Origin of the sequence: Microbacterium soli (assembly GCF_039539005.1) — a bacterium.
Taxonomy (GTDB): Bacteria; Actinomycetota; Actinomycetes; order Actinomycetales; family Microbacteriaceae; genus Microbacterium; species Microbacterium soli.
On the sequence record NZ_BAABCP010000001.1, the window covers coordinates 189,991 to 204,102 of the forward strand.

Annotated in this window: 11 protein-coding genes; 4 read left to right on the forward strand and 7 right to left on the reverse strand. The window is 69.6% G+C overall.

Going from position 1 to position 14,112, the window contains the following annotated elements; genetic code table 11:
- Positions 1-3: 3 nt before the first annotated feature.
- From rho to ABD770_RS01000, 7 genes are all read right to left on the reverse strand, one after another.
- Positions 4-2,250: a transcription termination factor Rho gene (gene rho / locus ABD770_RS00970; protein ID WP_344817622.1), complete on the reverse strand. Its 2,247-nt coding sequence runs from the start codon at positions 2,248-2,250 to the stop codon at positions 4-6.
- Positions 2,251-2,416: 166 nt separating this feature from the next.
- On the reverse strand, positions 2,417-3,379 hold the full coding sequence (gene thrB / locus ABD770_RS00975) for a homoserine kinase (protein ID WP_344819831.1): 963 nt from the start codon (positions 3,377-3,379) through the stop codon (positions 2,417-2,419).
- A 29-nt stretch (positions 3,380-3,408) separates the two neighbouring features.
- Complete coding sequence (locus tag ABD770_RS00980) at positions 3,409-4,722, reverse strand: homoserine dehydrogenase (RefSeq protein WP_344817623.1); 1,314 nt, start codon at positions 4,720-4,722, stop codon at positions 3,409-3,411.
- Positions 4,723-4,809: 87 nt separating this feature from the next.
- Positions 4,810-6,201 carry a diaminopimelate decarboxylase gene (lysA, locus tag ABD770_RS00985; protein WP_425562709.1) on the reverse strand — a complete coding sequence of 464 codons (1,392 nt, stop codon included), beginning with the start codon at positions 6,199-6,201 and terminating at the stop codon, positions 4,810-4,812.
- 115 nt (positions 6,202-6,316) lie between these two features.
- Positions 6,317-7,093, reverse strand: coding sequence for an LmeA family phospholipid-binding protein (locus tag ABD770_RS00990; protein ID WP_344817626.1), 777 nt, complete (start codon positions 7,091-7,093; stop codon positions 6,317-6,319).
- Between the two features lie 4 nt (positions 7,094-7,097).
- Entirely contained in the window at positions 7,098-8,765 is a 1,668-nt protein-coding gene (gene argS / locus ABD770_RS00995) for an arginine--tRNA ligase (RefSeq protein ID WP_344817627.1), read from the reverse strand.
- A gap of 12 nt (positions 8,766-8,777) precedes the next feature.
- Entirely contained in the window at positions 8,778-9,791 is a 1,014-nt protein-coding gene (locus tag ABD770_RS01000) for an N-acetylglucosamine kinase (protein ID WP_344817628.1), read from the reverse strand.
- A 90-nt stretch (positions 9,792-9,881) separates the two neighbouring features.
- Here ABD770_RS01000 and ABD770_RS01005 point away from each other — a divergent pair, with 90 nt between their 5' ends.
- The 4 genes from ABD770_RS01005 to ABD770_RS01020 all read left to right on the forward strand — a co-directional run bounded on the left by ABD770_RS01005 (position 9,882) and on the right by ABD770_RS01020 (position 14,103).
- Positions 9,882-10,835 (forward strand): MurR/RpiR family transcriptional regulator, encoded by a 954-nt coding sequence (locus ABD770_RS01005; protein ID WP_344817629.1) that lies wholly within the window; start codon positions 9,882-9,884, stop codon positions 10,833-10,835.
- A complete protein-coding gene (locus ABD770_RS01010) occupies positions 10,832-11,584 on the forward strand; it encodes a sugar isomerase domain-containing protein (RefSeq protein ID WP_344817630.1) in 753 nt (250 codons plus the stop codon). Before ABD770_RS01005 ends, ABD770_RS01010 begins: the two co-directional genes overlap by 4 nt.
- Before the next feature lie 78 nt (positions 11,585-11,662).
- Positions 11,663-13,084, forward strand: coding sequence for an N-acetylglucosamine/diacetylchitobiose ABC transporter substrate-binding protein (ngcE, locus tag ABD770_RS01015; RefSeq protein WP_344817631.1), 1,422 nt, complete (start codon positions 11,663-11,665; stop codon positions 13,082-13,084).
- The gene (locus ABD770_RS01020) at positions 13,081-14,103 is read left to right on the forward strand and encodes a carbohydrate ABC transporter permease (protein ID WP_344817632.1); all 1,023 of its coding nucleotides are present in this window, start codon (positions 13,081-13,083) and stop codon (positions 14,101-14,103) included. Before ngcE ends, ABD770_RS01020 begins: the two co-directional genes overlap by 4 nt.
- Positions 14,104-14,112 lie beyond the last annotated feature (9 nt).

The window sequence follows — 14,112 nt, forward strand, 5'->3', positions numbered from 1 at the left end:
CGATCAGCGGATGCTGTTCTCGTGCGCGTGCGAGGAACCGGTCGAGCCGGGTGCCGGGACGGACTTCTGCATCTGGAACAGGAACTCGACGTTCGAGCCGGTCTCCTTCAGTTTTCCGAGCACGACCTCCAGCGCCTGCTGCGGATCCAGACCCGCGAGGGCGCGGCGGAGCTTCCAGGTGATCTTCACCTCGTCGGTCGAGAGCAGCATCTCCTCGCGGCGCGTGCTGGACGCGTTGACGTCCACGGCCGGGAAGATGCGCTTGTCCGCCAGCGCGCGAGAGAGGCGCAGCTCGCTGTTGCCGGTGCCCTTGAACTCCTCGAAGATGACCTCGTCCATCTTGGACCCGGTCTCCACGAGCGCGGTGGCGAGGATGGTCAGCGACCCGCCGTTCTCGATGTTGCGCGCAGCGCCGAAGAAGCGCTTGGGCGGGTACAGCGCCGAGGCATCGACTCCGCCGGTCAGCACGCGACCGGATGCCGGGGCCGAGATGTTGTAGGCGCGACCGAGGCGGGTGATCGAGTCCAGCAGCACGACGACGTCGCGGCCCAGCTCGACCAGTCGCTTGGCGCGCTCGATGGCGAGCTCGGCGACCGTGGTGTGGTCCTCGGCGGGACGGTCGAAGGTCGAGGCGATGACCTCGCCCTTGACCGTACGCTGCATGTCCGTGACCTCTTCCGGGCGCTCGTCGACGAGCACGACCATGAGGTGCACCTCGGGGTTGTTCTGCGCGATGGCGTTCGCGATCTGCTGCAGCACGATGGTCTTGCCCGCCTTGGGGGGCGCGACGATGAGACCGCGCTGGCCCTTCCCGATCGGGGCGACCAGGTCGATGATGCGCTGGGTGAGCTTCTCCGGGGCGGTCTCCAGACGCAGCCTCTCCTGCGGGTACAGCGGGGTGAGCGTGCCGAACTCGACGCGCTTTCCCGCGTCCTCCGGCGAGAGACCGTTGATCGAGTCGACCTTGACCAGGGCGTTGTACTTCTGACGCCCCTGCTGCTCGCCCTCGCGCGGCTGCTTGATGGCGCCGACGATCGCGTCGCCCTTGCGCAGGTTGTACCTCTTGACCTGTCCGAGAGAGACGTAGACGTCGCTGGCTCCGGCCAGGTAGCCGGTCGTGCGCACGAAGGCGTAATTGTCCAGGACGTCGAGAATCCCCGCGACGGGGATCAGCACGTCGTCCACACCGATCTCGGTGTCGAACTCGTCTGCGTTCTGGTTGCCTCCGCCGCGGCGCTTGTTGCGCTGGCGGGTGCGGCCCGATCCGTGCTCGTCATCGCCGTGACCGTTGTCGTGCTGCCCGCCGTGACCGTTGTTCTGGTTGCTCTGGCCGTTGCCGTTGCCGCCGCGACCGCGGCTGCGACTGCGGTTGCGTCCGCGACCGCGACCCGATCCCTCGGAGCCGTCGCCGTCCGAGGGGTCCTGCTCACCCTGCGAAGAGCCCTGCTCGGCGGATGCGGACTCCTCGGGGGGCGTCTTGGAGCCTGCGGAGGCCTTGGTCTCGGCATCGCCCTTCACATCTGCGCCGCCCGTGGACTCGGCGGTCTCTTCGGATCCTCCGGAGCCCTTGGCCTCGGTCGCTCCCTCGGCAGCGGGTGCGCTCGACTCGGACGCGGTGTCCGCGGAGTCGGCCTTGCTGCTCCTGCTGCGCGACGAGCGCTTGGCGGGCGCCTCCGCGGCATCGGCCGGTTTCTCGTCGGCTGCACCCTGAGCGGATGCCGGCTGCTCGGTGGTCTCGCCCTGCTCTGCGGCCTTCTTCCGGCCGGAGGTCTTCTTCACCGGGGCGGGCTTCTCACCGGCGTCGCCGTCCTCGCCGGACGCGCTGACATGAACGGATGCATCATCCGTCGCGGCGGCCTTTCCCGCCGCGCGTGACACGCGCTTGCGCACCGGCTTGGCGGGCGCTTCGGCGGTGTCCGCCGCGGGAGCCGCGGTCTGCGCGGCGGAGGCCGTGCCGGAGGACTCCGCGGTGGGAACGTCCAGCGTATCGGCGTCCGCTTTCTTCACGCGGCTGCGACGCGGTGCCTTCGGCTTCTCGTCGGCGACCGTCGTGTCACCGCCCGCGGACGATTCGCCCGCGGACGGCTGCCGAGCCTCCGTCGCGGAACCCGCCTCAGCGGCGGCCGCGGCAGCCGCGGCGGCGGATGCCGTGGTGGCCCGCCGCGGTGCGCGTCTGCGCACCGGTGCCGTCTCGGTCACGACCGCCTGAGCGGCCTGATCATCGTTCTGGGTCTCGGAGAAATTCTCCACGAGTACTCCCTCATATGTCGTGGGACATGAGCAAATCCAGAGAGTGCGCAGCAGAAGCTGCGCGTGTCACACGCGCCGACGCGGAGCGCCCGCCTGCCAGAACCTGGATGGCTCTGGGGATCACGTGCGGATTTCGCAGATATGCGAGGGGGCCAGATTCACGAAATTACGTGGAGCCCTCTGCTCGTTGTTCAACTGTACCACCCCGAACGTCCACGGCCAGCATATGGGCGTCCCAGGGAGTGTCCGTCACGGCGTCGGCGATGTCCACCGCCCGCCGTCTGGCGCCCGGTCCGTCCGCGAGCACGAGCACGCTGGGGCCCGCACCCGAGACGACAGCGGCGAAGCCCTCGGCGCGCAGCGCCTGCACGAGCCGGAGGGTCTCCGGCATCGCCGCCCCGCGGTAGTCCTGATGCAGTCTGTCGGCGGTGGCGTCCAGCAGCAGCTCCGGACTCTGCGTGAGCGCGGCGACCAGCAGCGCCGAGCGCGACACGTTGAAGACCGCATCCTCCCGCGAGACCTGCGGGGGCTGCAGCGAACGCGCCAGCGATGTCGACATCGTGAAGCCGGGCACGAACACCAGCGGAGCCACGCCGCGATGCACGAGCAGCTTCTTGTGCTGCGGTCCGCTCTCGCCCGTCCACGCGATCGTCAGTCCGCCGAACAGTGCCGGGGCGACGTTGTCCGGGTGCCCCTCCAGTTCCGTCGCCAGCCGCAGCAGGGAATGATCATCGAGCTCGACGTCTCCGGCCAGCAGGCCCTTGGCGATGAGGATGCCGGCCGAGACGGCGGCCCCCGATGAGCCCAGGCCCCGGCCGTGCGGCACGCCGTTGACGGCTCGCAGATGCAGGCCAGGCATCGGCCGCCCGACGTCCGCGTACACGTGCGCGATGGAGCGGACGACGAGGTTGTCCGCCGTCGTGGGGATCTGGGCCGCCCCGGACCCCGCGACGGCGATGTCCAGCCGGCCGTCGTCGAAGGCGGAGACGGTGACGGAGTCGTAGATGCTCAGCGCCAGCCCGAGGGTGTCGAAGCCCGGTCCGAGGTTCGCGCTCGTGGCGGGAACGGTGACGTCGACCGTGCGCAGCGCGCCCTCGACAGCGGGAGCATCGGAGACGACCTGCTCCATGTCTCCCGGAACGACGGTGACGCTCATCCTCATTCCCCTTCGACGCGCAGCACGGAGACGACCTGCTCGACGACGTCGCTGGCGGTGAGCCTGTCGACGGCGGCGCTGAGCGCGCTGTCGGCGGCGCGGTGCGTGCCGATGATGAGCCGCGCCGTGCCTCGACGACCGTTTGCCGGCGTCAGCGGCGTCTGCACGAGCGTCGCGATGGACACCCCGCCCTGGCTGAGCAGCAGGGCGATGGTGGCCAGGACGCCCTGCTGGTCGGCGACCTCGAGGGTGATCTGGTAACGGGTCACGACGTGCCCGATGGAGACGATGGGAAGGTTGGCCCGCGTGGACTCGCCCACTCCGGTACCGCCCGCCATGTGCCGCCTCGCAGCCGACACCACGTCGCCGAGCACGGCGGACGCGGTCTGCACTCCGCCTGCGCCGGCACCGTAGAACATCAGCGAACCGGCGGCCTCCGCCTCGACGAAGACGGCGTTGTTGGCGCCATGCACGGAGGCCAGGGGATGCTCGCGAGGGACGAGGGCGGGGTACACCCGCACCGAGATCGACTCGCCGTCGTCCTCGCGCAGGCGCTCGCACACGGCCAGCAGCTTGATGACGAGTCCGGCGTCGCGCGCCTCCTCGATCATGTCCGCCGTGATGCCGGTGATGCCCTCGCGGTGCACGGCATCCAGTGGCACCGTGGTGTGGAAGGCCAGGGATGCCAGGATCGCGGCCTTCTGCGCGGCGTCATAGCCCTCGACGTCCGCCGTGGGGTCGGCTTCCGCGTATCCCAGCCGCTGCGCGTCGGCGAGCACGTCGGCGAAGTCGGCGCCCTCCGAATCCATCCGGTCGAGGATGTAGTTCGTCGTGCCGTTGACGATGCCCATGATGCGCACCACGCGGTCCCCCGCCAACGAGTCGCGCAGGGGCCGGATGATCGGGATGGCACCGGCCGCGGCGGCCTCGTAGTACACCGAGGCGCCCACGCGGTCGGCGGCTTCGAAGACCTCGGGGCCATGCGTGGCCAGCAGCGCCTTGTTGGCGGTGACCACGTCGGCGCCGGATCCGAGGCCGAGCAGGATGTGCGAACGGGCGGGCTCGATGCCGCCCATCAGCTCGATCACGATGTCGGCGCCGGTGATGAGCGGCTCCACGTCCGTCGTGTACAGCTCACGCGGAAGCTCCACGTCCCGCGGCGCGTCCACGTCGCGCACGGCGATTCCGGCGAGCTCCAGCCGCGCACCGGCCCTGTCGGCGAGCTCGTCTCCGTGGCGCAGCAGCAGGTCCGCCACATGCGAGCCCACGGCACCTGCTCCCAGCAGGGCCACGCGAAGTCGTCGGTAGTCAGTCATCTGCGCTCCTCAGCACGTCGGGTTCGGGTCGGGTCCAGGTCGCATCGGACGGCGGGGAGTCGTGTCGGACCGCCGGCGTGGAGGCGGTCACCGCTCGATGCCGGCATCACGCCGCAGCAGGTCGTCGAGGTTCTCGCCGTGCACGATGATCCGGGCTCGACCACCGTCCACGGCGACGATGGGCGGGCGCGGTACGTGATTGTAATTGCTGGAGAGGGGTGCGCAGTAGGCGCCGGTCGCCGCCACGGCGAGCAGATCGCCCTCGATGACATCACCGGGCAGGTACTCGTGATCGACGACGATGTCGCCGGATTCGCAGTGCTTCCCGACCACGCGCACCAGGACGGGGTCCCCCAAGCCCGCGCGGGACGCCAATCGGGCGGAGTACTGGGCGCCGTAGAGAGCCGGCCTGGCGTTGTCGCTCATTCCGCCGTCGACGCTCACGTAGCGCCGACTCGCGTTCTCGAGGGCGACGTCCTTGATCGTGCCGACCTCGTACAGCGTCACTCCGGCGTTGCCGACGATGGACCGGCCCGGTTCGAAGGACAGCGCGGGCACGCGGATGCCGCGTGCTCTGCATCCGTCGGCGACCGCCGAGACGATCCCCTCCGCGAGCCGTTCGATGGGCTCCGGCGTGTCGGCGCGCGTGTAGGCGATGCCGAATCCTCCCCCGAGATTCAGCTGCGGGACGTCCCCTCCCTCGAGCAGCGCCTCGTGCAGGTCCAGGACGCGAGCCGCGGACTCCCGGAAACCCGCGACGCCGAAGATCTGCGATCCGATGTGGCAGTGCAGACCCGTGAACTCCAGTCCGTCGATCTCGCGGATCCGCGCGACCAGCGCCGGTGCGGCATCCAGCGGCGTGCCGAACTTCTGGTCCTCGTGAGCGGTCGCGAGGAAGTCGTGCGTCTCGGCGTGCACGCCGCTGTTCACACGCAGCATCACCCGCTGCCGCGCGTGCGTGCGGCCCACGATGACGGCGAGCCGCTCGATCTCGATGGCGCTGTCGACGACGATCGTGCCGACCCCCGCATCGACGGCGCGCTCGAGCTCGGCGACGGACTTGTTGTTGCCGTGGAACCCGAGCAGACCGGCGTCCGCCCCCGCTGCCAGTGCGACCTCGAGCTCGCCACCCGTGCAGACGTCGACGCTCAGCCCCTCCGACATCACCCAGCGCACGATGCTGGTGTTCAGCAGCGCCTTGCCCGCGTAGTACACCCGCGCGCTCGTGCCGTGAGCAGCGGCCGCCGCCTCGAAGGCCGCACGGATCGCGGACGCCCGACCGCGCACCTCGCCCTCGTCGATGACCTGCAGCGGCGTCCCGTGCGCACGGACGAGATCGCCCACGCGCACACCGCCGACGATCAGTTCGCCGTCGGCGTCGCGGCGTGCCGATGCCGGCCAGACGGAGCGCACGAGGTCATTGGGGTCATCGGGCACGACCAGCCATGACGGAGCGGGTGAAGAGACAGCTGATTGCACAGAGCACCAATCGTGGGGTGGCCCTCCGGCGAGGAGAGCACGGCGAGGCTGACCCCGATTCTAGGTCATCGGGAAACGCCCGCCGTCCATGTTCCGAGGCCCACGGTCCCGTCGGTCACCGTGAACAGGTGCCGTTCTCCAGAAGCACCGGATCGACGGCGATGCGGCCGTCCGCGCGGATGTCGATGACGGCGAGCGCGCCCTCGATGTGCAAGCCCGTCACGGCGACGCCCGCCGGGAGGTGCTCCGCGATGCACAATCGCTGCGGACCGGCGAGCCGCTCCCCCACCGGTCCGAGCCGTCGGGAGAGCGCCTGCACGTCGAGTTCGCTCCCACCGAGCATCGCGGAGACCGGGGTCAGCAGCAGGTCGCCGTCCTCGGCGGCGGGGGTGACGGTCACCTTCAGCGGTATCACACGGCCAAGGACCGTGATCTCGCCGCTGAGGACGACATCGGGCGCCTCGAGGGAGATCTCGACGTCCGGAAGCGGCGACCCCGCCAGCAGCGCCGCGAGCCCACTCTGATCGATCGCGACCGTGCCGGTCGCGGAGCGCAGCGCCCCGCCGTGCAGCGGCACACCGTATGCCGTGACGCGCGCGGCGCCGGTGACTCCGCCGAGCGTCACCTCGTCGGAGGACAGGGTCACCTCGTCGAGCGTCCCGGTCACCAGCTGGGGCAGGAGGACGCCGTCCGCCGTCACGTCCAGCTGCTGGTCGGAGGGCAGTTCCAGCTGCTCGATCACCAGCGACCGCACGGCCCCCGGCAGCACGGTCCGCGCGACCAGCTCCGCCGCGACCAGCAGCAGCGCCGGCACCACGGCGACCGCGAGAACGGCCCACGGCCGGCGGGCCCGCCGATGCGCGCCGACCGCACCGCCCGCGGAGCCGGTCACGATGTCACATCCGCTCGGGCGCCGAGACGCCCAGCAGCTCCAGTCCGTTGCGCAGCACCTGACCGGCGGCGTCGTTCAGCCAGAGGCGAGTGCGGTGCACGGTCTCGATCGGGTCGTCGCCCTGGGGGATGACGCGGCAGTTGTCGTACCACCGGTGGTAGAGGCCTGCCAGCTCCTCCAGGTACCGTGCGATGCGATGCGGCTCGCGCACCTCCGCCGCGAACGCCACGATGCGCGGGAACTCCTGCAGTGCACCCAGCAATGCGCCCTCCGTCTCGTGGGTGAGCAGCTCGGGTGCGAACTCGGAGCGGTCGACGGCGGAGTCCGCGGCATGACGCGCCACGTTGTGCGTGCGGGCGTGGGCGTACTGCACGTAGAAGACCGGGTTGTCGTTGGTGCGCTTCTGCAGCAGCTCGGGGTCGAGATCCAGCGGAGAATCCGCCGGCGAGCGCTCCAAGGAGTAGCGCAGCGCGTCGGATCCCAGCCAGTCCAGCAGGTCGTCCATCTCGATGATGTTGCCCGCGCGCTTGGACAGCCGCGCCCCGTTGATCGAGACCATCTGTCCGATGAGCACCTGGATGTTCCGCTCCGGGTCGTCCCCCGCGGCGCCCGCGACGGCCTTGAGTCGGTTGACGTAGCCGTGGTGGTCGGCGCCGAGGAGGTAGATCCGGTTCCGGAAGCCGCGGTCGCCCTTGTTCAGGTAGTAGGCCGCATCGGCCGCGAAATAGGTGTACTCGCCGTTGGAGCGACGGATCACGCGATCCTTGTCGTCCGTGAAATCCGTTGTGCGCACCCACACGGCGCCGTCCCGGTCGAACACGTGCCCCTGCGCACGGAGCCGGTCGATGGCCCGCTCGATGAGGCTGGGACCGCCGTCCTCGGACGGCGCGTGCAGGTCGCGTTCGGAGAACCACACGTCGAAGGGCACGTTGAACCGCTCGAGCGAGTTCTTGATCTCGGCCAGCTGGTACTCGTACGCCTGATCGCGGGCGACGATCAGCTGCTCGTCGGCGGGCAGGTCCAGCAGCCCGGGATGCGCGGCCAGGACCCGCTCGGCGAGCTCGCCGATGTACGCACCGGGATAGCCGTCCTCCGGGGTCGGCTCGCCCTTGGCCGCGGCGAGGACGGAGCGCGCGAAACGCTCCATCTGCGCGCCGGCGTCGTTGATGTAGTACTCGCGCACGGCGTGCGCACCGCTGGCCAGGAGCAGGCGCACGATGGAGTCGCCCAGCGCGGCCCAGCGGGTGTGGGCGATGTGCAGAGGGCCGGTGGGGTTCGCCGAGACGAACTCGACGTTCACCGACACGCCCGCCTGCGAGTCGTTCGTGCCGTATGCGGCACCCGCGTCGACGATGACCTTCGCCAACGCGCCGGCGGCGGCCGCCTCCAGGCGGATGTTGATGAAGCCGGGCCCCGCCACGTCGACGGCGGCGACGCCGTCGACGGTCGCGAGTCCGTCCGCGACCTGCTGCGCGAGTTCGCGCGGGCTGGTCCCGAGCCGCTTCGCCAGGCGCATCGCGATGTTGGTCGCCCAGTCGCCGTGCTCACGATTGCGCGGACGATCCAGCACGACCTCGGATGCCTCGAGCCCGAGCTCCTCGTCCGGACGCAGCGAGGCCGCGACGGGGCGGAGAACGGCGAGGATGGCTGCGGCGAGTGCTTCAGGGTTCATAGACCCCTCAGTCTACGGCTCCCTCCGCTGCGCGCCCGCTCGTGCGCGCAGCGGTGCGACCGTCCGCGCCAGCCGCTCGCGCACGCTCTCCCCAGGGTCCGCACCGGCCGCCCGGACGGCGAGGAACGCCGCGCCGACGGCGCCGTCGCCGACCGGGCGCAGATCCAGCCCGGCCGCGTCGTCGCCGAGCCGGTGCAGGAAGGCGTCGCGAACCGGTCCGGGACGCGCGAGGACGCTGCCGCCGACGACCAGCGGTCCGGGCCCGTGCAGCACGGCCGACAGCGTGTCGGCGAGGTGGCGGCCCGCATCGGTGAGGATGCCCCGGGCCACGGCATCCGCCCCCTCGAAGGCATAGGGCGCCAGCGCCGCGAGCTCGATCGGAGGATGCGAGTACAGTTCGCTGACGAGCTGCTCGAGCACTCGAGGGCGGCCGCTGTCCTCCTCGCCGGTGCGCGTGATCGCGAAATGCGCGAGGACGCGATCGGTCAGCGCCGTGCGGGCGCCGTTGCCGTCGAGATCCTGCACCGCCGCTCGGGCGATCGCGTGCCCGATCCAGAACCCGCTGCCGCGGTCGCCCAGCAGCCAGCCCAGCCCGTCGCCGGTCCTGTCGATGCGCCCGTCCTTCACGCGGATGACGCAGGCGCCCGTACCGGAGACGAGTGCGTATCCGAAGCTCGACGACGCCCCGCTGAAGTACGTCGCCAGCAGGTCGGATTCGAACACCAGTCGGCCTCCGAAGCCCGCGGACGCCAGACGGCTCATCAGCCAGTCGGAATCGCCGGCTGCCCGCATGCCCGCCATGGCCGCCACCACCGTCGACACGTCCGAGAGGGCGCGGCCCGTCCCCTCCAGTGCCGCGCTGATGGCATCCAGCACGCCGCTCGCGGCGCGCTCGGGGCCCGCCGAGACGGGATTACCCCGTCCTCCGACGCCGTAACCCGCGCACCGCCCGCCGCGGTCGGTCAGCACTGCACGCGTGGAGGTCCCGCCGGCGTCCAGACCGATCAGAAGCGGTTCGTGACTCATTTGTGATGTTCTCCTGTTTGACGTTTTCGTCACATAAGAATAGTTTTCATCTCAACGGAAAAACCCGAGGACGGGATTCAGGAGGCAATGGTGCCACGCACGAAGGGCTCCGGCAACGGATTGACGATCGCGCGCCGCATCGCGGCCGGACGTCACAGCATGCCGTCGGCGATGAGCAAGATCGCCGACGTGGTCACCGAGCACCCCGCGGCGCCCGTCGAGCTCACCATCACCGAGCTCGCCGAGCGCGCCGGGACCTCGGCAGCCACCGTCACGAGGTTCTGCCGGGCACTCGGCTTCGACGGGTACACGCAGTTCCGCGTCGGGGTGGCCAGCGAGATCGGCCGAGGCGACGCCGACGAGAGCTGGCACGCCGACATCGGTCAGGAGTTCGGCGCCACGGATCCGCCGGGCAAGGTCCTGCAGACGCTCGTCGCCCTGCACGTGAACAGTCTGGAGAGCACGGCCGCCCGTCTCGACCTCGACAACGTCATGCACGTCGCCGATACCATCGCCGTCTCCCGACACGTCGACATCTACGGGGTCGGTGGCAGCGGGGTCATCGCCCGTGAGTTCCAGGCCCGCCTCTACCGGATCGGCGTCAACGCGCACGCCTGGTCGGACGTGCACGACGGGCTCACGAGCGCTGTGATGCAGGATGCCCGGTGCGTGGCCATCGGCGTCTCCAGCACCGGCCGGACCGATGAGACCATCCAGATGCTCTCCCAGGCCGGCGCCGCAGGCGCCTTCACCGTGGCGATCACGCACGACGTCGACTCGTGGCTGGCGGGGATCGCCGACGTGTCGCTGGCCAGCGCGGAGCCCTCGCACTATCTGCGCCCCGACGACCTGTCGGTCAAGCACTCGCAGCTGCTGGTGCTCGACCTGCTGTACCTGCTGATCGCGCAGCGGATGTTCTCCGCCGCGTCCACGCGACTCGCCGCCAGCGCCATGGCCGTGTCCGCCCATCGTCGGGCCCAGCGCACCGCTCGGGCTGCGTCCGCTTCGGAGAGGACCGATGACAGCATGAAGGAGACCCGATGACCGCCGCACCGTCCGATCTGCTCCACGAGGCGACCGGTCGCCTCGAACGGCTCGCCGCCGACGCCGAGGCGGGCGGTCTCGACGCCGCGATCTCGCTCATGGTCGACGCACTCGACGACGGCGGCGTGCTGCAGGCCTTCGGCACCGGCCACTCGGAGGCGTTCGCGATGGAGATCGCGGGGCGCGCGGGTGGCCTGATCCCCACCAACAGATTCGCACTGCGCGACATCGTCCTGCGCGGCGACAGGAGCGCTGACGTGCTCACCGGCTCGCTCGAGCGTGAGCCCTGGGTGGTCGACGAGCTCATGGCGACCGTCCCGGTGGGCGACGCCGACGTGTTCCTCATCGCCTCGAACTCCGGCGTGAACGGCTCCATCGTCGGCACCGCGCTGTGGGCGCAGGAGCGCGGGCACAGGGTGATCGCCGTGACCAGCCTGGAGCACACCTCGCGCGTCGAGCCCAAGCACCCCAGCGGGAAGCGGCTCAGCGAGATCGCCGATGTCGTCATCGACAATCTCGCCCCCTACGGCGATGCGACGCTGGAGATCGGCCCCGGCGTCAGCGCGGGGGCGATCTCCTCCATCACCGCGGCGTTCATCGCCCAGCTGCTGACCCTCGGCGTCGCCCGCACGATCGCCGCTCGCGGCCAGACGCCACCCATGTACATCTCCGCCAACATCCCCGGCGGGGATGAGCACAACTCCGCTCTCGAGGACCGCTACGCGGGCCGCATCCGACGGGGGGCCTGATCTCCCGAGCCCTCCGGGTTCCGAAGCTCGTCGAAGAACCGACATCCCACCCATCACATCACTACGGAAGGTATGAAGATGGAACTCAACGACGCATCCATCAGCCGACGCAACCTGCTGCGCGGCGCGGCCACCGCCGCGCTGCTGCTGCCGTTCGGCGTATCCCTCGCCTCATGCGCCGCTCCCTCCGGCGGCGGCGGTGACAAAGCCAAGACGGGAGGTGCGGTGTCCGCCGACAACCCGTTCGGCGTCGCCGCCAACTCGAAGGTGGACGCCGTGATCTTCGACGGCGGCTACGGCATCGACTACGTCGAGAACTCGGCGAAGATCATGGAGGCGAACAAGAACCTCGACGGCGTCTCGGTCGCCGTCGCCTCGTCCACGAAGATCGCTCAGGAGCTGCAGCCGCGCTTCGTCGGCGGCAACCCGCCGGACCTCATCGACAACTCGGGGGCGAACTCGATCGGATGGAACACCATCCTCGACCAGCTCGAGACGCTCGACGACGTGCTGGAGTCCGACAACCTCGAGGGCACCAAGATCAGCGACACGCTGTTCGGCGGCGTCAAGGACCCCGGCACCTTCGACGGCCGGTTCGTGGCGCTGAACTACGTCATGACCGTCTACGGCATCTGGTATTCGTCGAGCCTGTTCGAGGAGAACGGCTGGAACGTGCCGACCTCCTGGCAGGATCTGAAGGCGCTCGGCGAAGCGGCCAAGGCCAAGGGCAAGTACCTCTTCCTCTGGGGCAAGGAGGCGGCGACCTATTACCAGACCATGGTCGTGGACTCCGCCGTGATCCAGGCAGGCGACGACGTGCGCGTGCCGCTGGAGAACCTGGACCCGAAGGCCTGGTCGCACCCCGCGATCCAGGGCATCCTCGAGATCCTGCACGACCTGATCGCCTCGGGCTACGTCAAGCCCGGCGGCGGAGGCACCCAGTTCACCCAGGCACAGGCACAGTGGAGCCTGGACCAGGAGGCGCTGCTGTACCCGTCGGGCTCGTGGATCGAGAACGAGATGAAGAAGACGACAGCGGACGGCTTCAAGATGATGGGCTTCGCCGAGCTGCCCCTCGACGGGAACCAGACCACCCCGAAGGGCACTCTGCGCGCAGAGGCCGGCGAGCCGTTCATCGTCCCGAAGAAGGCCAAGAACCCGGCCGGCGGCAAGGAGCTGCTGCGCACCATGCTGTCGCAGGAGTCGGCGAAAGCCTTCGCGAAGAGCAAGCTCGCCCCCACCATCGTCAAGGACACCGTCCCCGCCGACGGGTTCGGGTCGACCGCGCTCGTCTCGCAGTCGGAGATGCTCGCCGCCGCCGGAGACAACGTCTTCACGATCAAGTCGTTCAACCTGTACGGCATGAACTCGGACCAGCTGCCCATCTGGAACTCGTTCCTGGACGGCAAGATGACGGTCGCCGAGATCACCTCGCAGCTGCAGGCGCTGACCGACAAGGTCCGTGAGGACGACTCGGTCACGAAGATCGAGATCAAGTGAGCTCTTCCACCGTCAGCGGTGGACCGGGGCTGGAGACGGCCGCGGTGACCACAGTCCGGGCGGGGCGGCGCAGGCCGTCCCGCCTCGGGCGGCGTCGGCTGACCTTCGACTATGTCTCCTTCCTGCTGGTGTTCCTCGGCCTGCCCCTGGCGATCTTCCTGGTCTTCGTGATCTCGCCGTTCGTGCAGGCCCTGTACTACGCCATGACGAACTGGACGGGCTTCTCGGATGTCATGGGCTTCGTCGGTCTGGACAACTTCGTCAAGCTCTTCAACGACCCGATCTTCCTGCGGGCGATGCTCAACAACGTCGTGCTCGCCATCATCGTGCCGCTCGTGACGATCGTGATCGCCCTGATCTTCGCCAGCATGATCACCGTCGGCGGCCCCAGCAGCGGGCAGGTGCGAGGACTGCGGGCGTCCAGCTTCTACCGGGTGGTCTCCTTCTTCCCGTACGTGATCCCGGCGATCGTCATCGCGATCCTGTGGAACATGATCTACACGCCCAGCGGCGGTCTGCTCAACGGCATCCTGGGACTGCTCGGGATGACCGACCAGCCCTCCTGGCTCGGCGACGAGCGCACGGCCATGGGCGCCACCATCTTCGTGATCGTGTGGAGCATGGTCGGGTTCTACATGATCCTGTTCATCGCCGCCATCAAGGGCATCCCGGCCGAGACCCTCGAGGCAGCGCGCATCGACGGCGCCGGCCGTCTCCGCACGGTCACCTCCATCCTGCTGCCGCAGATGCGCGACAACGTGCAGACCGCCTACATCTACCTGGGCATCCTCGCCCTGGACGCATTCGTGTACATGGTGGGCCTCAACTCGACCGGCGGCCCGGGAAACAGCACCCTCGTGATGAGCCAGTACCTGTTCCGCACCGCTTTCGAGAAGGGTCAGTTCGGTCTCGCCACCGCGATGGGCGTGGTCCTCGCCGTGATCACCCTGCTGTTCGCCGCGCTCGTCATCGGCGCGTTCCGCCTCATCGGAGGCAAGGATGAAGGAGGGCGCGAATGAGCACCGAGA